21 protein-coding genes are annotated in these 20,585 nt (G+C 73.1%); 16 read left to right on the forward strand and 5 right to left on the reverse strand.

Annotated features, from left to right (window positions below):
• The first annotated feature begins 17 nt into the window (after positions 1 to 17).
• The 8 genes from GA0070620_RS28285 to GA0070620_RS28320 all read left to right on the forward strand — a co-directional run bounded on the left by GA0070620_RS28285 (position 18) and on the right by GA0070620_RS28320 (position 9,384).
• Complete coding sequence (locus GA0070620_RS28285; RefSeq protein ID WP_091595869.1) at positions 18 to 1,853, forward strand: hypothetical protein; 1,836 nt, start codon at positions 18 to 20, stop codon at positions 1,851 to 1,853.
• A gap of 111 nt (positions 1,854 to 1,964) precedes the next feature.
• Complete coding sequence (locus GA0070620_RS28290) at positions 1,965 to 2,774, forward strand: TIGR03936 family radical SAM-associated protein (RefSeq protein WP_091595871.1); 810 nt, start codon at positions 1,965 to 1,967, stop codon at positions 2,772 to 2,774.
• 130 nt (positions 2,775 to 2,904) lie between these two features.
• A complete protein-coding gene (locus GA0070620_RS28295) occupies positions 2,905 to 5,946 on the forward strand; it encodes an Rne/Rng family ribonuclease (RefSeq protein WP_091595873.1) in 3,042 nt (1,013 codons plus the stop codon).
• A 145-nt stretch (positions 5,947 to 6,091) separates the two neighbouring features.
• Positions 6,092 to 6,553, forward strand: coding sequence for a hypothetical protein (locus tag GA0070620_RS28300; RefSeq protein ID WP_091595875.1), 462 nt, complete (start codon positions 6,092 to 6,094; stop codon positions 6,551 to 6,553).
• A 165-nt stretch (positions 6,554 to 6,718) separates the two neighbouring features.
• Positions 6,719 to 7,033, forward strand: a complete 315-nt coding sequence (gene rplU, locus GA0070620_RS28305) for a 50S ribosomal protein L21 (protein ID WP_088975625.1) — start codon at positions 6,719 to 6,721, stop codon at positions 7,031 to 7,033.
• An 11-nt stretch (positions 7,034 to 7,044) separates the two neighbouring features.
• Positions 7,045 to 7,299, forward strand: coding sequence for a 50S ribosomal protein L27 (rpmA, locus tag GA0070620_RS28310; protein WP_013288010.1), 255 nt, complete (start codon positions 7,045 to 7,047; stop codon positions 7,297 to 7,299).
• Positions 7,300 to 7,387: 88 nt separating this feature from the next.
• Positions 7,388 to 8,863 carry a GTPase ObgE gene (obgE, locus tag GA0070620_RS28315; RefSeq protein ID WP_091595877.1) on the forward strand — a complete coding sequence of 492 codons (1,476 nt, stop codon included), beginning with the start codon at positions 7,388 to 7,390 and terminating at the stop codon, positions 8,861 to 8,863.
• 71 nt (positions 8,864 to 8,934) lie between these two features.
• On the forward strand, positions 8,935 to 9,384 hold the full coding sequence (locus GA0070620_RS28320; protein ID WP_091595879.1) for a GNAT family N-acetyltransferase: 450 nt from the start codon (positions 8,935 to 8,937) through the stop codon (positions 9,382 to 9,384).
• 123 nt (positions 9,385 to 9,507) lie between these two features.
• Here the strand turns inward: GA0070620_RS28320 and GA0070620_RS28325 are convergent, their stop codons facing one another.
• Both GA0070620_RS28325 and GA0070620_RS28330 read right to left on the reverse strand, forming a co-directional pair.
• Positions 9,508 to 10,167 carry a DUF6766 family protein gene (locus tag GA0070620_RS28325; protein WP_091595881.1) on the reverse strand — a complete coding sequence of 220 codons (660 nt, stop codon included), beginning with the start codon at positions 10,165 to 10,167 and terminating at the stop codon, positions 9,508 to 9,510.
• Positions 10,168 to 10,392: 225 nt separating this feature from the next.
• Positions 10,393 to 10,875 carry a DUF4383 domain-containing protein gene (locus tag GA0070620_RS28330; protein ID WP_091595883.1) on the reverse strand — a complete coding sequence of 161 codons (483 nt, stop codon included), beginning with the start codon at positions 10,873 to 10,875 and terminating at the stop codon, positions 10,393 to 10,395.
• 264 nt (positions 10,876 to 11,139) lie between these two features.
• Here GA0070620_RS28330 and GA0070620_RS28335 point away from each other — a divergent pair, with 264 nt between their 5' ends.
• The 4 genes from GA0070620_RS28335 (at position 11,140) to GA0070620_RS28350 (ending at position 13,720) form a co-directional block, all read left to right on the forward strand.
• Positions 11,140 to 11,919: a hypothetical protein gene (locus tag GA0070620_RS28335; protein WP_091595885.1), complete on the forward strand. Its 780-nt coding sequence runs from the start codon at positions 11,140 to 11,142 to the stop codon at positions 11,917 to 11,919.
• Positions 11,920 to 11,950: 31 nt separating this feature from the next.
• Complete coding sequence (locus tag GA0070620_RS28340) at positions 11,951 to 12,412, forward strand: phage holin family protein (protein WP_091595887.1); 462 nt, start codon at positions 11,951 to 11,953, stop codon at positions 12,410 to 12,412.
• Positions 12,409 to 13,059, forward strand: a complete 651-nt coding sequence (locus GA0070620_RS28345) for a DUF3618 domain-containing protein (RefSeq protein WP_091595889.1) — start codon at positions 12,409 to 12,411, stop codon at positions 13,057 to 13,059. The genes GA0070620_RS28340 and GA0070620_RS28345 overlap by 4 nt, the downstream gene beginning before the upstream one ends.
• A gap of 271 nt (positions 13,060 to 13,330) precedes the next feature.
• Positions 13,331 to 13,720, forward strand: a complete 390-nt coding sequence (locus tag GA0070620_RS28350) for a hypothetical protein (protein WP_091595891.1) — start codon at positions 13,331 to 13,333, stop codon at positions 13,718 to 13,720.
• 4 nt (positions 13,721 to 13,724) lie between these two features.
• Here the strand turns inward: GA0070620_RS28350 and GA0070620_RS28355 are convergent, their stop codons facing one another.
• A complete protein-coding gene (locus GA0070620_RS28355; RefSeq protein WP_091599504.1) occupies positions 13,725 to 13,943 on the reverse strand; it encodes a DUF397 domain-containing protein in 219 nt (72 codons plus the stop codon).
• A 69-nt stretch (positions 13,944 to 14,012) separates the two neighbouring features.
• Between GA0070620_RS28355 and pepN the strand changes: the two genes are divergently transcribed.
• Positions 14,013 to 16,529, forward strand: a complete 2,517-nt coding sequence (gene pepN / locus GA0070620_RS28360; RefSeq protein ID WP_091595893.1) for an aminopeptidase N — start codon at positions 14,013 to 14,015, stop codon at positions 16,527 to 16,529.
• Between the two features lie 192 nt (positions 16,530 to 16,721).
• Here the strand turns inward: pepN and GA0070620_RS28365 are convergent, their stop codons facing one another.
• Positions 16,722 to 17,915 (reverse strand): FAD-dependent oxidoreductase, encoded by a 1,194-nt coding sequence (locus GA0070620_RS28365; protein ID WP_091595895.1) that lies wholly within the window; start codon positions 17,913 to 17,915, stop codon positions 16,722 to 16,724.
• A 156-nt stretch (positions 17,916 to 18,071) separates the two neighbouring features.
• On the reverse strand, positions 18,072 to 18,680 hold the full coding sequence (locus tag GA0070620_RS28370; RefSeq protein WP_091595899.1) for a PadR family transcriptional regulator: 609 nt from the start codon (positions 18,678 to 18,680) through the stop codon (positions 18,072 to 18,074).
• Positions 18,681 to 18,834: 154 nt separating this feature from the next.
• Between GA0070620_RS28370 and nadD the strand changes: the two genes are divergently transcribed.
• The 3 genes from nadD (at position 18,835) to GA0070620_RS28385 (ending at position 20,574) form a co-directional block, all read left to right on the forward strand.
• Positions 18,835 to 19,431, forward strand: a complete 597-nt coding sequence (nadD, locus tag GA0070620_RS28375; RefSeq protein ID WP_091595901.1) for a nicotinate-nucleotide adenylyltransferase — start codon at positions 18,835 to 18,837, stop codon at positions 19,429 to 19,431.
• A 109-nt stretch (positions 19,432 to 19,540) separates the two neighbouring features.
• Positions 19,541 to 19,948 carry a ribosome silencing factor gene (gene rsfS / locus GA0070620_RS28380; protein WP_091595903.1) on the forward strand — a complete coding sequence of 136 codons (408 nt, stop codon included), beginning with the start codon at positions 19,541 to 19,543 and terminating at the stop codon, positions 19,946 to 19,948.
• On the forward strand, positions 19,945 to 20,574 hold the full coding sequence (locus GA0070620_RS28385; protein WP_091595905.1) for a histidine phosphatase family protein: 630 nt from the start codon (positions 19,945 to 19,947) through the stop codon (positions 20,572 to 20,574). The genes rsfS and GA0070620_RS28385 overlap by 4 nt, the downstream gene beginning before the upstream one ends.
• Positions 20,575 to 20,585: the final 11 nt, after the last annotated feature.

Here is a 20,585-nt window from a genome sequence, read left to right on the forward strand (position 1 = left end):
CTGAACCGTGGGGGACGATGGTGCTGCACACCGGTGCGGAGCAGGAGCAGGCTGTCCCGGAGTCGAAACGACCGGACGCCGCCGAGCCCGAGGCCAGGCCCGGGCCTGAGACCGGGGCGGAGGCGGAACGCCCGGACGCGTCGCCGATCGTGGAGCGGCGGGCCGGGCCGTCCCGACGCCTGGTCGTCGTGCTGCTCGTGCTGGGCTGGCTGGCCGGGGTCGCCTGGCGGGTCTGGCTGTCCCGCACGGTGCAGATGCCCATCGCGCACACGGACGAGGACAGCTACCTCAACGCCGCCCGGGTCTTCGCCGGCGGCCCGGGGGGCTACAGCTCGGAGAACAGCGTCCTGCGCCGGGCCGGCTACCAACTGCTGATCTCGCCGGCCTTCCTCGGCGACCACACCTTCACCACCAGCTACGGCCTGGTCCGGCTGATCAACGCGATGGTCAACGCGGCCCTGCTGCCGCTGGCGTACCTGCTGGGCACCCGGGTGTTGCGGGTGCCTCGCTGGCCGGCCCTCGGCATCGCGGCCGTGGCGGCCACCATGCCGGCGACCGTCTTCTACTCCCTCTTCGCGCTGACCGACTCCGTGCTCGCGGCGCTGACCGTCGCCTGGATCCTGCTGCTCGCCGCCTGGCTGCGCCGGCCGAACCGGCCGCTCGCCGCGTTCGGCGCCAGCGCCGCGGCGGGCGCGTACTACCTGATCCACGTCCGGGGCACGGTCGTCCTCGCCGTACACCTCCTCGTCGTGCTGGTCTGGGTGGTGCGCCGCCGGACGGGCATCCGGCCGCTGGGGGTCGTGCTGGCCACCGCCGCGGCGGCCGTCGCCGGCAACGAGGTGCTGATCCGGCTGCTCGACGGCAAGCTGGCGCTCGCCGGGAACGACCCGGGCGGGAGCACCCTGCGGGCGTTGCTCAGCACCAAGGGCGCCGGCTTCGTGCTGGCCAGCCTCGCCACCCAGACGTGGTACGTGCTGGTGATCACCGGTGGGCTGGCCGCGCTCGGCTGGTTCGCCGCCGGGCGCCTGGCCCTGGGGCGGGGCACCGACCCGGCGCAGCGCTGGCTGGCGCTGGCCGCGCTCGCCGCCACCGTCGGCGTCGCGCTGGGCTGCGCGCTGATCCTGGTCGGCGTGCCGTCGGCGACCCGCGACGCGGCGTACGCCCGCTACATCCACGCGTTCGCGCCGCTCTGGCTGGTGTACGGCCTCGCGGTCGTGTTCCGCGCCCGCCGGCGCGCGCTCCTCACCGGGTACGCGGTGGCCGCCGCGCTGACCGTCGCCGGCGGTGGGTTCGTCGCGTGGCGGCTGTCCGACGCGGTCCGGCACGGTTCGCCGCTGCGCTACGGGGTCTTCGGCGCGCCCGACCTGATGGCGATGACCGCGGGCTGGACCAGCTTCCGGCCCCTGGTCGGCACCGCGGTCGGCCTCGCCGTCGGCGCCGCGGTGGTGCTGCTCGCCCGGTTCCGGTGGGGTTGGCAGCCGGCGCTGGCCGCCGTGGTGGCCGGGCAGCTCCTGATGATGGGCCTGCTGGCCGATCGGGTGCTGGCCCCGCTCAGCGACTACCTGGGGCCGAGCCCGACCCTCGCACAGCTGGGCCTGCGGGAGGGCGAGTCGGTGGCCACCAGCTCCGCCTACCACCTGGGCATCCGCCTGAACCACGAGCACGAGATCACCTGGATGTCCGTGCCGAACTTCGTCTCCCAGCCGCCCGCCTCGGCCGAGGTGGTGGTGGCGCGGTGGTACCCGCAGCCGGGGCCGCGGCACAGTTGGGATTGGGACGGCACGAAGTACGGGTACCACCGGATCGGCGGGAACCCCGACCAGCACTGGTCGCTGTGGCGTCGCAACGACTGACCCGTCACCGGTCCGCCCGGGTGCGCCCGGTGCCCGAGCTGTCCGTTCCTCTTGTCCGGGTCGTCCGTTTCCGGGCAGGGGAGTGGCCGGTCGGGCGGACGCCGGGCGAGGATGGCAGCAACAGATCGAACAAGGAGCAGGACGATCAGTAAGAGACCACAGCCCGAGGGTGGGCAGGCGCCCGTCGTCCAGCGTGTCCGGATCCGGTACGCCAAGCGCGGCCCGCTGCGGTTCACCTCCCACCGGGACTTCGCGCGGGCCTTCGAGCGGGCCGTACGCCGGGCCGGCGTGCCGATCGCGTACTCGCAGGGCTTCACGCCGCACCCCAAGATCTCGTACGCCAGTGCCGCCCCGACGGGTGTGGCCAGCGAGGCGGAGTACCTGGAGATCGGCCTCCAGGCGCCGGTCGACCCGGTGGCGCTGCGCGACGCGCTGGACGCCGCGCTCTCGCCCGGCCTCGACGTGCTGGAGGCCGTGGTGGCGAGCGGCGGCAGCCTGGCCGACCGGATCGAGGCGTCGTCGTGGCGGATCGAGCTGCCGGAGGTCGACGTGGCGGTGGTCCGCGGCGCGGTGGACGCGTTCACGGCCGCCGACGAGGTGCTGGTCGAGCGGATGACCAAGCAGGGACGCCGCACCTTCGACGCCCGCAGCGCCGTGATCGCCATCGATGTGACGGCACCGTCGGAGACGCCTTCCGGGGGACCGGCCGTACCGTGTGCGATACTCGAAGTGGTCGTGCGGCAGGTCACCCCCTCCGTACGCCCCGATGACGTCCTTTCCGGCCTCCGCGTGGTGGCCGACCTGGAGCCGCCGGTTCCGCCACGGGTGACCCGGCTGGCTCAGGGCACGCTGACCGCGCAGGGCGAGATCGTGGATCCGTTGGACGCGGACCGCGACGGGGCAACCATCGGTGAGCGCTGACCGACGGTCAGTGCTCAGGTAGGCAGACTTCGGCCGGTCGCGCACCGCGTGCCCGGCGGAAACACCTTTGCGGCGACCCTGCGTGGCAGCGCTCACCCGCGCCCGGGGCAGCCAGAACTGGAGAACGTCCATGCTCGAGAACGAGCCCGAGGGCGGCGAACGGACCGGCTCACAGCCGGCCGGTGACACCGCCGAGCAGCACGGCCAGGTCGACGGCGGCGCCGTCGGTAGCGCCACCGGGGCGGAGGGCGGCGGCGACGCCACCGCCGCGGCTCCGGTCAAGCGCGCCCGGGCCAGCCGCCGCCGGACCAGCCCGGTCAACCAGCCGGAGCAGACCGACGCGCCGATCGAGGCGCCCGCCGCGGGCACCGGCAGCGGGGAGTCCCCCCAGGCCGAGGTGCTCGCGCCGATCTCCGGCGACCTGGACGCCCCGGCGAAGGCGACACGTCGTCGGCGCAAGGCGACCACCACCAAGGCCGCCCAGGAGCCGCTGGTCGTCGCGTCGGCCGAGGAGGCCGGCGCCGAGGTGGTCCCCCCGGTCAAGGTGACGCGTACGCGACGCAAGAAGACCGCCCCCGCGGCGGCCGAGCCGGCCGCGGAGACGCTGGCCGAGGCCGCCGGACTGCCGGCGGACGAGCCCGGCGTCCGGCCGACCGAGCCGGCCACCGACGAGGCCCTCGACACGGAGGCCCCCGCGCCCGAGAGCGGGCCGGCGAACACCGAGGACCAGCCGACCCTCGGCGGCGCCGAGGCGCAGTCCGGCGAGGTGTCGCCCGGTGCGGCGGTGCCCGGGACGGCCGAGCCGGCCGAGGTCGTCGAGCCGGAGCAGCCGCGCACCCGTCGCCGGCGGGCCGCGCTCTCCGCACCCACCGTCCTGTTCATGGCACCGCAGGCCGAGGTGCCGCCGACCCGCGTGGTCGAGCCGGCGCCCGCTGCCGCCCCCGTGCCCACCGTCGAGGAGCCGGCCGCCGAGGAGCCGGCCGAGCCGACCCGCCGCCGGCGGCGCGGTCGTCGCGAGGTCGAGCCGGTGGAGCCCGTCGAGGCCGAGGAGGAGTTGGCCGAGGAGGCCGACGAGGCCGTCGAGGCGGACGAGGACGAGGACGAGGAGACCGCGGCCGGCCGCCGGCGGCGCCGGCGCGGCCGTCGTGGCCGGGGTCGCGGCAAGGGCGGCGCCGACGAGGCCGAGGACGAGGAGGCCGAGGAGCCGGCGCAGGCCGAGGCCGAGGCTGAGGACGAGGGCGACGAGGACGAGGAGGCCGAGGGCGGCGACGGGATGACCCGGCGTCGGCGCCGGCGCCGCCGTCGGGGCGCGGGCGACGTCGAGGCGGGCGGCGCCGACGACGGCGTCCCCACCGTGGTCAAGATCCGCGAGCCGCGCCGCACCGTCGACGAGGTCCAGGGCGTCTCCGGCTCGACCCGGCTGGAGGCCAAGCGCCAGCGCCGCCGGGACGGGCGGGAGCAGCGGCGTACGCGGCCGCCGATCCTCAGCGAGTCGGAGTTCCTGGCCCGCCGGGAGGCGGTCGACCGGGTGATGGCGGTCCGCCAGCGCGGCGACCGCACCCAGATCGCGGTGCTGGAGGACGGGGTGCTGGTCGAGCACTACGTCACCCGCAACTCGTCCGGCACCATGGCCGGCAACGTCTACCTGGGCAAGGTGCAGAACGTGCTGCCCAGCATGGAGGCGGCGTTCGTCGACGTCGGCCGGGGCCGCAACGCGGTCCTCTACGCCGGCGAGGTCAACTGGGACACCACCGGCCTGGAGGGTCGGGCCCGCTCGATCGAGCAGGCGCTCAAGTCCGGCGACTCGGTCCTGGTCCAGGTCACCAAGGACCCGATCGGGCACAAGGGCGCCCGCCTGACGAGCCACATCGCGCTCTCCGGCCGCCACCTGGTCTACGTGCCGAACGGCAACGCGTCGGGCATCAGCCGGAAGCTGCCGGACACCGAGCGCAAGCGGCTGCGTGACGTGCTGAAGAAGCTCGTCCCGGACGGCGCCGGTGTGATCGTCCGGACGGCCGCCGAGGGCGCCAGCGAGGACGAGCTCGCCCGGGACGTCAAGCGTCTCCAGGCGCAGTGGGAGGACATCCAGGCCAAGGCTGCCGAGGGCGGCGCTCCGGTGCTGCTCTACGAGGAGCCCGACCTGGTGATCCGGGTGGTGCGGGACCTGTTCAACGAGGACTTCCGCGAGCTGGTGATCGAGGGCGAGCAGTCGTACGACATGGTCGAGTCGTACCTGTCGCACGTCTCGCCGGATCTGGTGGCCCGCCTGCGCCGGCACGTCGGCACGACCGACGTCTTCGCCGAGTACCGGGTCGACGAGCAGATCATCAAGGGCCTCGACCGGAAGGTCTTCCTGCCCTCGGGCGGTTCGCTGGTGATCGACCGCACCGAGGCGATGACGGTGGTCGACGTGAACACCGGCAAGTACACGGGTGCCGGCGGCAACCTGGAGGAGACGGTCACCCGCAACAACCTGGAGGCCGCGGAGGAGATCGTCCGGCAGCTGCGGCTGCGTGACATCGGCGGCATCGTGGTGATCGACTTCATCGACATGGTGCTGGAGTCGAACCGGGAGCTGGTGCTGCGCCGGCTGACCGAGTGCCTCGGCCGGGACCGGACCAAGCACCAGGTCACCGAGATCACCTCACTCGGCCTGGTCCAGATGACCCGGAAGCGGATCGGCGCCGGCCTGCTGGAGGCGTTCAGCGAGACCTGCGAGTGCTGCAAGGGCCGCGGCGTGATCATCCACACCGAGCCGGTGCCGGAGAAGCCGCGCGGCGGCGGGGCCGGCGAGAAGGTCAAGGCGGTCGCGTCGGCGGTCGCCACGCCGGCCGCCGAGACGACCGGCACCTCGCGGCGCCGGGCGCGCAAGGGGGCCGCGGCGGAGCGGACCGTGGCGGAGGTCACCGAGGCGGAGCCGGCCCCGGCGACCGAGCAGGCCGCCGCGAACGGCACGGACACCGACTACTACGACACCATGGGCTACGACCTGTCGCGCTACGAGGCGGACACCGCCGCCGCGCCGGCGGTCGCCGACAGCCAGGAGGGCGACTCCGCCCGACTGGCCGCGGCCGACGACCCGGACGCGCTCGGCGAGGAGGGCGACGAGGAGACCGCCTCCGGTCGGCGTCGGTCCCGTCGTGGCGGCGCACGGCGGCGTACTCGCCCGTGAGCGGCTGACCAGGCAGGTGTTTCGCAGGGCCCCGTCCCCGGCAATGTGACCGGGGGTGGGGCCCTGCCCCGTACCGGCCGGTGGGTGCGTGGTGCGTCGACCGGTCGGGTGGACTGCGAACCGGACGCTGGTCGGGAGGTAGAAGATGCGCCGTCTGCTCGTCGCCGCCCTGGTGGTCGTCCTCTCGTCCGTGGCGGGCTGCGCCACCACCGGGCCGCCCACCGACGTGCCGCCCACCGGTGCGGCGGAGACCGGCGCCACCGGCCCGGCCGGCGGCGGGAACAGCGCCACGGTCTGCGCCGCCGCCCAGCAGGCGGGCGCCACGGCCCTCCGGACGTACGTGGAGGAGGTCGGACGGATGGTCGCGGCGATCGGCGCGAACGACAGCGCGACCGCGGAGGCCGCCCGGCGGCGGGCCGAGGCGGCGCTCACCGGCTGGCGGGCCACCCTGCGGCAGCAGTCGGACCGGGCTGCCGACCCGGAGCTGAAGACGCTGCTCAGCGACATGGAGACCGAGGTGGCCGCCATGGGCGCCGACGTCGACGCGATCGACGAGAGCGAGCTGGACCGGCTCCAGCAGCGCCTCGACCAGCTCTGCCCACGCTGAGCAGCAGGGGTGGTTTGGGCGGCGGGCCGGTCATGGCGTACCCTTGCCGATGGCGCACTTTGGTGTGCCGAGTTCCCGCGTGCCCGCGCCGCCGTGCCACTGCTACCCGGCGAGCCGCCGTGGGAACGACCGCCAGCAGCCTCAACGACAGGGAGTCCGCCTCCGATGTACGCGATCGTCAAGACCGGCGGCAAGCAGTACAAGGTCGCCGAGGGCGACGTGATCGAGGTCGAGAAGCTCGTCGGTGCCCCCGGCGACGCGGTGAAGCTCACCGCGGTGCTCCTCGTCGACGGTGACGACCTGGTGACCGACGCGGCGAAGCTTGCCAAGGTCGCGGTGTCCGGCGAAATCGCCGCGCACACCAAGGGCCCGAAGATCCGGATCCACAAGTTCAAGAACAAGACCGGCTACCACAAGCGCCAGGGTCACCGCCAGCCGCTGACCCAGGTCAAGGTGACCGGCATCTCCAGCGGGAAGTAGGTCGTCCTCCAATGGCTCACAAAAAGGGTGCGTCCAGCTCGCGTAACGGTCGCGATTCCGCGGCCCAGCGGCTCGGCGTGAAGCGCTTCGGTGGTCAGGTCGTCAGCGCGGGTGAGATCCTCATCCGTCAGCGTGGCACCAAGTTCCACCCCGGTGACCTGGTCGGCCGTGGCGGCGACGACACGCTGTTCGCGCTGGCCGCCGGCTCGGTCCAGTTCGGCACCAAGCGCGGTCGCAAGACCGTCAGCATCGTGCCGCAGCAGTAGTTCCAAGGCGAAGCGGGCCGCGGACCTCGGGTCCCGGCCCGCTTCGCTTTTCTCGTGCGGGGCGGTTCCCGCTGGAAGGATTGACGACGTGACGATGTTCGTTGACCGGGTCGTCCTGCACCTGCAGGCCGGCGACGGCGGGCACGGCTGTGTCTCGATCCACCGGGAGAAGTTCAAGCCCTTCGGTGGCCCGGACGGCGGCAACGGGGGGCACGGCGGCAGCGTGTCGCTGGTCGTCGACCCGCAGGTGACCACCCTGCTGGACTTCCACTTCCGTCCGCACGTGAAGGCGCCCAACGGCAAGGGGGGCGCCGGCTCGAACCGCGACGGCGCCAACGGCTCCGACCTGGTGCTCAAGGTGCCCAACGGCACCGTGGTGCAGGCCCTCGACGGCACCGTCCTGGCCGACCTGGTGGGCGTCGGCACCACCTTCGAGGCGGCCCGGGGCGGGCGCGGTGGCCGGGGCAACGCGTCGCTTGCCAACGCCCGGCGCAAGGCGCCCGGCTTCGCCGAACTGGGCGAGCCCGGCGACAAGCTCGACGTGGTGCTGGAGCTGAAGAGCGTCGCCGACGTCGGTCTGGTCGGCTTCCCGTCGGCCGGTAAGTCCTCGCTGATCTCGGTGATCTCCGCGGCCAAGCCGAAGATCGCCGACTACCCGTTCACCACGCTGGTGCCCAACCTCGGCGTGGTCCGGGTCGACAACCACACCTTCACGGTCGCCGACGTGCCCGGCCTGATCCCGGGCGCGGCCAGCGGGAAGGGCCTGGGCCTGGAGTTCCTCCGCCACATCGAGCGCTGCGCCGTGCTGGTGCACGTCATCGACACGGCGACGCTGGAGCCGGGCCGGGACCCGCTGGCCGACATCGACACGATCGAGGCGGAGCTGAACGAGTACGGCGGCCTGGCCGACCGGCCGCGGCTGGTGGCGCTGAACAAGGTCGACGTCCCGGACGGCCGGGACCTGGCCGAGATCGTCCGTCCCGACCTGGAGGCGCGCGGCTTCCGGGTGTTCGAGGTGTCCGCGGCCACCCGCGAAGGGCTCAAGGAGCTCACCTTCGCCATGGCCGAGCTGGTCGAGGAGTCCCGGGCCGCGGCGCCGCCCGCCGAGCCGACCCGGATCGTGATCCGCCCGACGGCGGTGGACGACGCCGGGTTCACCATCGAGGCGGAGTCGGACGGCTCGTACACCGTGCGCGGTGTGCGCCCGGAGCGCTGGGTCCGGCAGACGAACTTCGACAACGACGAGGCGGTCGGCTACCTGGCCGACCGGCTGGCCCGGCTCGGCGTGGAGGAGAAGCTGGCGAAGGCCGGCGCGCAGGCCGGTGACCTGGTGCGCATCGGTGAGCGCGAGTTCGACTGGCAGCCCACCCTGTACGCCGGTGTCGAGTTCACCCCGGGTAACCGCGGCACGGACGTGCGGCTGGAGGAGAAGTCGACGCGGGCCAACGCGGCCGAGCGGCTCGCCGCCCGGAAGGCACGCCGGCAGCGACCGGCCGACGAGATCGAGGCGGAGGCGGCGGCCGACGCGACGGACGACCTGGACGACGTCGACGACGCCGAATAGCTCGGTACCGTCCGTGATGGGGTCGTTCGCCGGAAACCTGGCGGAAATTTGCCGAGCTTAACGTGGGCCCGGTGTTGATCGAGTCGCGGGCGGCCACCGATCCGGAGATCGCCGCCCTGGTCACCGCCCAGCAACGTGAGCTGCGCGAGGCGGACGGCGGTCTGGACGGGCAGGTGACCGTCACCCACAACGACATCCGTTATCTCGCCGGCGTGCTCAACGGCCGGGCGGTCGCCTGCGGCGGCCTCCAGGCGTTGGACGAGGACACCGGCGAGGTCAAGCGGATGTACGTGCGGCCGTCGTACCGAGGCCGGGGAATCGCCCGTCAGTTGCTGGCCGCCCTGGAGGAGTTGGCCTTCCAGCGCGGGCACACGGTGGTGTGCCTGGAGACGGGTACCTATCTGCCGGGGGCGATCGCGCTCTACACCTCGTCCGGCTACGAGCCGATCCCGGTCTACGGCGAGTACGTGGACAACCCGTACAGCGTCTGCTTCGCCAAACGCCTCCCCGTCCGCGCGTAGCGCGCCTGGGCGGCCCGGTTGTCGCCGTTGATCGTGAAGTTGTCGCCCGCCACCTCGGCGTGTCGGGGCGATAACTTCATGATCAAACCCGGGAGGGCGGGGGTGGGGCGGGGTGGGGCCCGGTCAGGAGCCGGTTTGGGCGTGGGGAACGGTGACGGGCTTCGACTCGGGTGAGGCGTGCTGGCGCAGGACGATGCTCAGCACGATCAGCGTGCCGACCGCCAGGAACTCGCTCTGCCAGTTCTGCATCGACTGGAACCAGAAGTCGCTCGTGCCGAGGAACTGCCAGGCGCTGATCGGGGGCGCGCCGCTCTCCAGCGCCTGCTCGGCGTTGTACGCGGCCGTGCCGCCGAGCAGGTGCCCGACGAACGAACCAGCGAAGATCAACAGGAGTGCGAGGGAGAGGCTGTTCCGGTAGACCACCAGCGGCAGCCCGCCGACCCGGACCGGCCAGGGTGACTCGGGGGTGGCCCGGCGCTCGTCGTCCTCCGGACGGTCGGTCTGGCCCTCCGGCTTCGACTCGGCCGACCCCCGCTGCACCAGGTACGCGGTGAGCAGCACGTAGCCGCCCATCTGGAGGAACTCCGACTCCCAGTTCTCGAAGACGGCCTCGGCGAAGTGCCCGCTGGCGAGGTACGCCGGCCACCCGATCGGGTCCGCGCCGAACTCCGTCAACTCCTCGTTGTGCGTCTGCCAGCCGAACACGCTCTGGAGCAGCAGGAAGACGGCGAACGCGGCGAACATCGCGACGGCCAACCCGTTGTCCCGTAACCAGCGCCGCATCCCGGCACCCCCTTCCGCTCGCGACCCGATTTCAGTCCGTTGCCCCCGGCGTCGGGTCGGCAAACGCCGGGCCGGCGTGGCGTCGGCCCAGGCCAGACGCGTCGGCAAACGCCGGGCCGGCGTGGCGTCGGCCCAGGGCGGGACGCATCGGCTCAGGGCGGGACGCGTGCGAACGGGCACCGGCCGGGACCCGGGGTCGGGCCGGCCGGCGTGGGCGGTCGTGACTCAGGGGCGGTCGAAGGGCCGGTCCAGCCGGCCGCCGGTGCCGACCTGGTTGGAGAGGAGCAGGCCGAACGCGAGCATGCCGAAGCCGAGCCCCAGATGCAGCCAGTCGTCGGCGTCGTTCAGCGGCAGGAAGTTGGCCACGCTCTCCTTGTTGACCGCGAACCCGTACAGCCACAGGCCCAGGTAGGCCGCGCCGCCGGCGCCGAGGTAGACCCGGGCGGCCGCGACGCTGCGGGCCATCGCCAGGCCGAGGAGGCCGAAGAGCAGGTGCACCGAGTTGTGCAGGATCGACACCTGGAAGACGCCGAACAGTTTGGCCCCCGAGTGGTGGGTGGCCCCCTGCAACTGGTCGTAGTCCGTGGTGACGCCGGGGACGAAGCCCAGCACTCCGAGGACGAGGAAGACCAGGCCCACCGCCGCCGCGGCCAGCTGGACCAGGGGTTTCGGACCCGCCGGTCGGCCCCCGCGTGCGCCCCGTGCCATCGATGCCACCTCCGTGGTCCGTCCCCGCCCGCCACTGCATATGCGGGCCCGGAGGTGAGAACGCCTCAGCCTCACGGCCGGTGACGGCGACGTCACACAGCCCGACGATCCTCCATTTTGAAGTCGACTCCGGCGTCGGCGCAGAGAAATGAACGAACAGGTATGGACGCGGCGACCCAGGGTAGGTGAATCGGCGTCGGCGGTGCGTCCGGCCGCCGAAATCCCCATTACTACCGCGACGACTTTCCGAGCGGAAGGGACATCATGACCTACGATCTGTCACCCACGCCGACGCCGTACGGCCAGGAGTCGACCAACGGCGGTGGCGTCCGCGAGCAGGCCCGCCACGTCGGGTCGGAGGCCGCCCACGCGGGCGGCGCGGTCGCCGAGACCGCGAAGGAACAGGGCAAGGAGGTCGGTCGCGAGGCTGCCCGGCAGGCCCGCAACCTGTACGGCGAGGCCCGCACACAGCTCGCCGCCCAGACCGGTGAGCAGCAGCGCCGAGCCGCCGGCGGGCTCCGCTCGCTGGCCGACGAGATGCGCGCGATGGCCGACAACGGCGGCCAGGCCGGCCCGGTGAGTGAGCTGGCCCGTCAGGCCGCCGACCGGGTCCACGGCGTCGCCGGTTGGCTGGAGGCCCGCGAGCCCGGCGACCTGATCACCGAGGTACGCGACTACGCGCGGAACAACCCCGGCACATTTCTCGTCGGCGCGGCCGTGCTGGGCGTGCTCGCGGGGCGGCTGACCCGCAACCTCGCCGCCGGCGGCGACTCCGGCGCCGGTCAGCACCAACCCCACGCCGCGTACGACCCGGAGCGGACCGCGGTCCTGCCGACTCCCACCCCCACCCCGCCCGCCGCGCGCCAGGCCCCCGAGCAGGTGCCCCCGGGTGGCTACCTCGACCCGACCCCCGGCGCGTACGCCGACCCGCAGACCACGACCAGCTACGCCGACCCGGCGGGTGGCACCGGGCAGCCGCTGCCCCCGGTGACCCAGACCGACCCGCTGCCCGGCGTGCCGTCCAGCGGGAACGTGCGCCCGTGAGCGACCGAACCATCCGAAGGGAGGCGGCGGCATGAGCATGCCGACGCAGGGGCCCGGACTGGACTCCGGGCACGCCGCCGGTGCTCCGCACACCGCGGCGCAGGTCAAGGGCAGTTCCATCGGTGAGCTGATGCGTCAGGTCACCACCGACCTGTCGACCCTGCTGCGGCAGGAGGTGGAGCTCGCCAAGGCCGAGATCCGCCAGGAGGGCCGAAAGGCGGGCAAGGCCGCCGGGCTCTTCGGCGGTGCCGGCTTCGGTGGCTACATGGTGGCGCTGTTCCTGTCGCTGGCCCTCTGGGCCGGGCTCGCCAACGTGATGGACGCCGGCTGGGCGGCGCTGGTCGTCGCCGTCCTGTGGGCCGCGATCGCCGCGGTCCTCTACTCCATGGCCCGGAAGAACGCGCAGCGCGTACGCGGGCTCAGGCAGACCAACGAGAGCGTGCAGCGCATCCCCGACGCGCTCAAGCCCCACCCGGAGGGAGTCACCCGATGAGCACCGACCCGGAGCAGATCCGCCGGGAGATCGAAGCCACCCGCAGCAACCTGAGCTCCGATGTGGACGCGCTGGCGTACAAGGTCAGCCCCGGCCGCATCGTCGACGACCGTAAGCAGCGGGTTCGCACCGCGCTGCAGAATGTGAGGGACAAGGTCATGGGAACCGCGTCGGACCTCGGCCACGGCACCGGCCACGCCGCCCACTCGGTGGGCGACCGTGCCTCGTCCGCGGCCTCGACCGTGAGCGACGCCGCCCACTCGGCGGCCTCCACCGTGAGCGACGCCGCCCACCGGGCGCCGCAGGTCGTCCGCCAGAAGTCGCAGGGCAACCCGCTCGCCGCCGGCCTGATCGCGTTCGGCGTCGGTTGGCTCGCCTCCTCGCTGATCCCGGCCACCCGCCGCGAACAGCAGGTGGCGACCCAGGTCAAGGAGAAGGCCGGCGAGCACGCCGGCGTGGTGAAGGAGAAGCTGACCGAGGTCGCCGGTGAGCTGAAGGACGAGCTGCGGGAGCCCGCGCAGCACGCCACCGAGTCGGTGAGGGCCACCGCCCAGGACGCGGTGGAGGTCGTCAGGGACGACAGCCGCTCCGCGGCGCAGGACGTCAAGGACCAGGCGCAGCACGCCCGCCAGCAGGTGAGCTCCTGACCGTTCCCGGTCGTACGCCGCAGCTCGCGGCCACATCCGGCGTCTCCCGCCGCGACGTGGCCGCGAGCTGTCGGTTCGGGCCCCGGCGGCTCCGGCGTCCGGCGGACGGAGGGGAAGGGGCCAGCCGACCTCGACGTCAGCTGGCCCCTCCCAGGGGCGCGGAAACCTGGTTCGCTGCGAGGAGCGGCCGGGTGTGGTCGGCCGCAGGCGCGAGCCACCCGACGCGAGGTGGCGCCGGCTCCGGGCCGGGCAGCGACGACCGGGAGGGCAGATGCGGGGCGACAACTCGCCGCACTGGCGACGGATCATCGGGGCGCTCGGCGCGGGGCCGGGCAGGGCGGAGGTGCCCCTGATCGCACCGCCCCGACGGTCCGAGCGGCCACACCGGTTCTTCACCGTGCACCTGGGGTTCACGGCGGTCGGCCCGACCGAGGCCCGGGAACTGGCGGTCGGCTACGCCGAGGCGCTGAGCCTGCTCCGACCCGAGCTGGCGCTCGGCGCCGCCGCCCTGTCGCCGGCCGACGCCTGGCACCGGGCCGAGCGGCTGTTCTGCGGCGCGGTCGGCCCCGACGGGGAGCGGTGCGTCGACGTCACCGGCCACCCGGGTTTCCACCACGCCGCCGGACCGGGCGGACTGGGGTGGGGCGATGGCGACGTGTGACCGCTCAGTCCAGGTCGAACTCGCCGTCCTGGGCGCCGGCGACGAAGGCGTCCCACTCGGCCTGGGTGAAGACCAGCACGGGGCCGTCCGGCTCGGCGGAGTTGCGCATGCCGATGAGGTCGTCGACGAAGGCGACCTCGACGGCGCTCTCGGAGGTGTCGCCCTCGGCCCGTTGCCAGACCGCCCGGGACAGGTCGAATTCGCCCTTCGGGTGCTGAGCGATGGACATGTTCTTCCTCCACTGCTACGGATGAGGGGAAGGCATTCGATCCCCATCGGGCAGGATAAGCGGATGCCCAGCCTGACCCGTGTAGAGGCGACCGCGCGTGGCGCGGCGATTACCGTCGAGTCCTACCAGGTGGACCTCGACCTGACCGGCGGTGGCGAGACGTTCCGCTCCCACGCGACGATCGAGTTCCGCGCCGCGCCCGGGACCGAGACCTTCGCCGAGGTCAAACCCGCGAAACTGCTCGCCGTACGCCTCAACGACGCCGATCTCGACCCCGCCGCGCTGGACGACAACCGGCTGCCCCTCACCGCGCTGCGTGAGCGCAACACGTTGACCGTCGAGGCGGAGATGGCCTACTCCAACACCGGAGAGGGGATGCACCGCTTCGTCGACCCCGCCGACGGGGAGGCCTATCTCTATGCCATGTCCTTCCTCGACGACGTGCAGCGCATCTTCGCCGCCTTCGACCAGCCGGACCTGAAGGCGCCGGTCACCCTGACCGTCACCGCCCCGCCGGAGTGGACGGTCGCGGCGAACGGCCAGGTCGCCGCCACCCCCCGACCGGGACGCTGGGAGTTCGCCCCGACCGTCCCGCTGGCCACGTACTTCTTCTCGCTGATCGCCGGGCCCTACCACGTCCGTCGCGACGAGCACGACGGGATCCCGCTGGGCGTCTACTGCCGGCGATCGCTCGCCGCGCACCTGGACGCCGACGCCGAGGAGATCTTCGCGATCACCCGCCAGTGCCTGGACCGCTTCCATCAGCTCTTCACCGAGCGCTACCCCTTCGGCAAGTACGACCAGGCGTTCGTGCCGGAGTTCAACGCCGGCGCCATGGAGAACCCGGGCCTGGTCACCCTGCGTGACGACTACGTGTTCCGCTCGGCGGTGACCGACACCCAGCGGGAGCTGCGGGCCACCACGATCGCCCACGAGATGGCCCACATGTGGTTCGGCGATCTCGTCACCATGCGCTGGTGGGACGACCTGTGGCTCAACGAGTCGTTCGCGGAGTACCTGGGCACCCGGGTGACCGCCGAGGCGACCCGGTTCGACCAGGCCTGGACGACGTTCGCGCTGCGCCGCAAGGCGTGGGGCTACGCCGCCGACCAGCGCCCCTCCACCCACCCGGTCGCCCCGGAGGAGGTGGCCGACGCCGCCCAGGCGCTGCTCAACTTCGACGGCATCTCGTACGCCAAGGGCGCCAGCGTGCTACGGCAACTCGTTGCCTGGCTCGGCGACGACGCCTTCCTGGCGGGCCTGAACGCCCACTTCGCGGCGCACCGGTTCGGCAACGCCACGCTGGCCGACCTCCTGGGCAGTCTGTCCGCCGCGAGCGGAAGGGACCTGACCGGCTGGGCGCGGCGGTGGCTGCGCGAGGCGCAGGTGAACACCGTCCGCGCCGAGGTGACCGTCGACGCCGACGGGCGATACCGCGAGGTGGCCCTGGTGCAGACGGCGCCCGCGTCCCACCCCGTCCTGCGGCCGCACCGCATCGGGCTGGGTCGGTACGACGAGGACGGCGCCGTGGCCCGGATCGAGGTCGACCTGGACCCGGACGCCGACGGTGGCCGGACCGTCGTCGACGAGCTGACCGGCACGCCGGTAGCCCGGCTGCTGCTGCCCAACGACGGTGACCTGACGTTCGCGAAGGTGCGCCTCGACCCGACGTCGGCGGATGCCGTTCCCCTGGTGCTGCCGAGCCTGACCGACCCGCTGGCCCGGGCGCTGCTCTGGGGCGAGGCGTTGGACGCGGCAACCGACGGGGAGCGGCCGGTGACCGGGGTGGTCGCGCTGATCGCCGCGGCGCTGCCCGGCGAGACCGAGGTGATCATCGCCGAGGACGTGTTGTCGCTGAGCCGGTCCCTGGTGGACCGCTACCTCGACCCGGCAGCCCGGGAGACGGCGCTGGCGCTGATCGCGGTGGCGTGCGGCCGGATGCTCGACGGCGCGCCGGCCGCCGGGTCGATGCAGCTGGCCGCCGCCCGCGCGCTCATCGGGGCCACCACCGACGCCGACCTGTTGACCGGCTGGCTCGCCGGGCGCGGCGTGCCCACCGGGCTGGCCGTCGACGCCGAGCTCCGGTGGGCGGTGCTGCGCCGGCTGGTGGTGCTGGGCGCCGCGGGTGAGCCCGAGATCGCCGCCGAGGCCGCCGCGGACCCGAGCGCGGCCGGTGCCGAGCGCGCCGCCCGCTGCCGTGCCTCCCTGCCCGACGCCGCCGCCAAGCAGAGCGCGTGGGAGATCATCGCCAGCAACACCGAGTTGTCGAACCGACTCGTCGAGGCGACCGCGGAGGGCTTCTGGCTGCCCGAGCAGGCCGAGCTGACGGCGTCGTACGTGGAGCGTTACTTCGCGGACATGCCGGAGGCCGCGCGCCTGCGTACGCCCTGGACGGCCGAACGGGTCGCCAGCCTGGCGTTCCCCCGCTACGCCGTGGCGCAGCCGACCCGGGAGGCCGCCGAGGCGCTGCTGGCCCGCGACGACCTGACCCCGGGTCTGCGCCGTGCGGTGACCGACGCCGCCGACGACCTGCGCCGGGCACTCGTCGCCCGCACCGCAGTAGCCGCCGCCGCAGCCTGACCACCCCACCCCACCCCACCCCGCCCGCCCGCCCCGCCCGTCCCGTCCCGCGATCTTGCACTTTGTGCCCCGGCAACTCGGACAAACGCCGTCCGCCGAGGGCCACAAGTGCAAGATCGCGGGAGCGGGGAGCGGGGAGCGGGGAGCGGGGAGCGGGGAGCGGGGAGCGGGGAGGGGGGAGGGATGGGCGCGTCAGGTTGGGGTTACCGGGGTGTTCCAGTCGATGATGTAGCGCTGTTCGTGGGCGAGGGTCCGTTCCGGGTTCATCGCCGTCTTGACGAACAGCGGCATGAGCAGCGGCATCACCGCGCGCGCCACCGGGCCGGGCGCCTTGGCGCGGTTGATCCGCGCCGCCCGTGCCGCCACCTTCTCCACCCGGTCGCGCCGCAGCCGCTCGTACGCGGTGAACGCGGAACCGACGTCGGGCAGGTCGCGCAGGCAGCGGGCGAGCTGCACGGCGCTCTCGATCGCCAGGGAGGCGCCCTGGCCGGAGCTGTTCGACGGCGCGTGCGCGGCGTCACCGACCAGCACCATCCGACCTCGGTGCCAGCGCGGCACCGGCGGCATGATGAGCAGCGAGCCCACGACCTGGAGCTCGTCGGCGGCACTGGTCTCCATGAGCTGACGGCCGGGGTCGTCGTCAACGTACGCCGCGCGCAGTCTGCGCAGCCACTCGGTCGCCGGCACGGCCCGCGCCTCCGTGAGGGTCGTCGGGCGTTCCTGCGGCAGGTTGACACCCCATCGGGTGCCGCCGCCCGGCTCCGGCCAGTAGAGGTAGTAGCCGCCCCGACCGAAGGCGAAGGTCATGGTTCCCGGCTCGACGTCGACCTCGTGCCGCGCCACCGCCTCGAACCCGAGCAGCCCGGTGTGGTGCGGTCCCGGCGCGTCCGGGTCGATCAACGTGCGGACGGTCGAGCGGATCCCGTCGGCGCCGACCAGGATGTCGGCGGTGGCGGTGGTGCCGTCGGCGAAGTACGCGGTGATCCCGTCGGGTGTCTCCCGCGCGTCGACGAGGCGCCGGCCGTGCTCGATGACGACGCCGCCCGCCACGGCCCGGTCGTGCAGGGCGCGGTGCAGCGCGGCCCGGTGCACCACCTGTAGCGGCGGAACGCCGGCCAGCGTCGGCAGGTCGATCCGCTTGCGGCCGACGGCCATCGCCGTACGGTGCACCGGGGTGGCGATGCCGGTGACGGCGTCCGCCGCGTCGACGGTACGCAGCGCGGCGACCCCGTTGGGGGCGAGCGCGAGGGTGCCCCCGATGCCGTCGGCGGTGTTCGGGTAGGCCTCGTAGACGGTGGCGGCGATGCCCGCTCGGCGTAGTGCCAGCCCGGTCACCGGGCCGGCGATGCCGCCACCGACGACGATGGCGGTGCTCACTGTGGTCATGGTGCTCTCCCTGGTCGTGGTGTGCGTACGTGGCACCGACCTGGGAGGGAGCCCGGCTATCCTCTGGTTGCCGCTTCGGGCCGGTGCACCTTCCCAGGTGCGGTTTCGAGGTGAGGCTCCGGCGCGGTGTTGGCGCACCGCGTCGGAGCCGTTCAGTCACTGCGTCGGGTCGCTCCTCTCGTGGTGGGCCCGCCAGTCATCGAGCCCGGGGTAGCTGCCGTCGGTGAGCTCGGTCAGCAGGGCGCGCACCCAGGCTGCCTCGGCCTCCCGGATGGCCAGGTCGTACTCCGACTCGACCAGGAACAGTCGAGGGATCTCCCGCCGGTGCTCGGCGAGCGTGTCGCGCGCGGCGCGTACGCCCTGCTCCAGCAGGTCGAGGCGGCGTCGCAGCAGCGCTGTGGCCTCGTCGGGATGCAGGGCGGCCAGCACGGAGAGCCCGGCCCGGAAGCGGGGGTGCTCCGGCTCCGGTGTGGACACCAGCTCGCGCGCCCAGTCGATCAGCTCGGCCCGGCCGGCGTCCGTGATCCGGTAGACGGTGCGCTCGGGGCGCCGCCCCGCGCGGATGTTCTCCACCGCCTCGATCAGATCGTGCCGCTCCATGTTCCGGATCACCGTGTAGAACGACCCCCACTTGATCTCCATGTCCTGGTCCTTGCCCCAGGAGCGGAGGGTCGTGGCCATCTCGTACGGGTGCATGGGTCGTTGGGTCAGGACGGAGAGCACGGCCAGGGCCAGCAGGTTGCCGACCTTGCGCTGTTTCGGCATGCCACCCTCCCACTGCTCGCAGACGATTACTCGTAGCCGAGTATATGGCGTGCGCGCCATCCCGGCGATCCCCCCGAACGAACGAACCTGCCGGTGGTGTGGGCCACGGCACCGCAGGAGGTGCCCCCACCGGTGGTCGGCCTACGATCACGGGGTGGAGGAAGATATCCGGCGGATCGGGATCATGGGTGGCACCTTCGACCCGATCCACCACGGGCACCTCGTCGCGGCCAGCGAGGTGGCTGACCGGTTCGGGTTGGACGAGGTCGTCTTCGTCCCCACCGGCCAGCCGTGGCAGAAGGCGGACGAACCGGTCAGCGCGGCTGAGGACCGGTACCTGATGACGGTGATCGCGACCGCCTCCAACCCCCGCTTCCACGTCAGTCGCGTGGACATCGACCGGGGCGGCCCGACCTACACGGTCGACACCCTGCGGGACCTCCAGGCCGAGTACGGCCCGAAGGTGCAGCTCTACTTCATCACCGGCGCCGACGCCCTCGCGAAGATCCTCTCCTGGAAGGATCTCGACGAGATCTTCGAGCTGGCCCACTTCATCGGCGTGACCCGGCCCGGGTTCGTGCTCAGCGACCGGCACCTGCCCGCCGACACGGTGAGCCTGGTGCAGGTGCCCGCCATGGCCATCTCGTCCACCGACTGCCGGGCGCGGGTGGCTCGGGGCGAGCCGGTCTGGTATCTGGTGCCCGACGGTGTGGTCCAGTACATCGCCAAACGCCGCCTCTACCAGCAGTGATCGTGCCCGGTATGTCACCGTCCGGCGGATAGTGGGCCAGAACTGACAAGTCGCGACGCCGCCACGTGTGAGACGCTTGGAGGGTCGCACGGTTGATCGAAGGAGAACGGTGACAGTTTCCGAACGCGCACACGAGTTGGCGATCGCCGCGGCTCAGGCCGCCGCCGACAAGAAGGCGCAGGACATCGTCATCATCGACGTGGGCGACCAGCTCGCCATCACCGACGCGTTCGTGCTCGCCGCGGCCCCGAACGAGCGGCAGGTGCTCGCCATCGTCGACGCCATCGAGGAGCGCCTGCTGGAGCTGCCCGAGAAGGCCAAGCCGGTGCGGCGCGAGGGCGAGCGCGGTGGCCGGTGGGTGCTGCTCGACTACGTCGACATCGTGGTGCACATCCAGCACACGGAGGAGCGCGAGTTCTACGCGCTCGACCGGCTCTGGAAGGACTGCCCGACGATCCCGTTCGTCGACCGCGACCTGGTCGACGCCGAGTCCGGCACGGGTTCCGCCGCGGAATGACCCGGCTGATCGTCTGGCGGCACGGCAACACCGACTGGAACGCCGCCAACCGGGTCCAGGGCCAGACCGACGTACCGCTCAACGACCTCGGCCGGGAGCAGGCCCGCGCGGCCGCTCCGCTGCTGGCCGCGCTGCGCCCGGACGCCCTCGTCGCCAGTGACCTGAGCCGCGCCGCGGACACCGCCGCCGCGCTCGCCGCCGTCACCGGGCTGCCGGTCCGCAGCGACCCCCGCCTGCGCGAGCGCCACTTCGGGCACTGGCAGGGGCTGACTCTCGCCGAGGTGGCCGAGCGGTTCCCCGACGAGCACGCACGCTGGCGGGCCGGCGACCCCGACCCGGGTGCGGGCATCGAGACCCTGGACGACCTGGGCAAGCGGGTCGGGAACGCACTGGCCGAGGCCGCCGAAGCCGTGCCCGGCGGCACGATAGTGGTCGCCACCCACGGTGGGGGCGCCCGGCAGGGCGTGGGGCACCTGCTCGGCTGGGATTCCGTCGTGCTGCGCGCCGTCGGATCCCTGCAGAACTGTCACTGGACGGAGCTGCGCCACGACGACGTGCGAGGCTGGCACCTGCGGGCGCACAACGTGGGTGTGGTGGCCGCTCCGGCCGTGGCCGACGCCGTCTGACACGGTCTCGT

The organism is Micromonospora krabiensis, assembly GCF_900091425.1.
Taxonomy (GTDB): Bacteria; Actinomycetota; Actinomycetes; order Mycobacteriales; family Micromonosporaceae; genus Micromonospora; species Micromonospora krabiensis.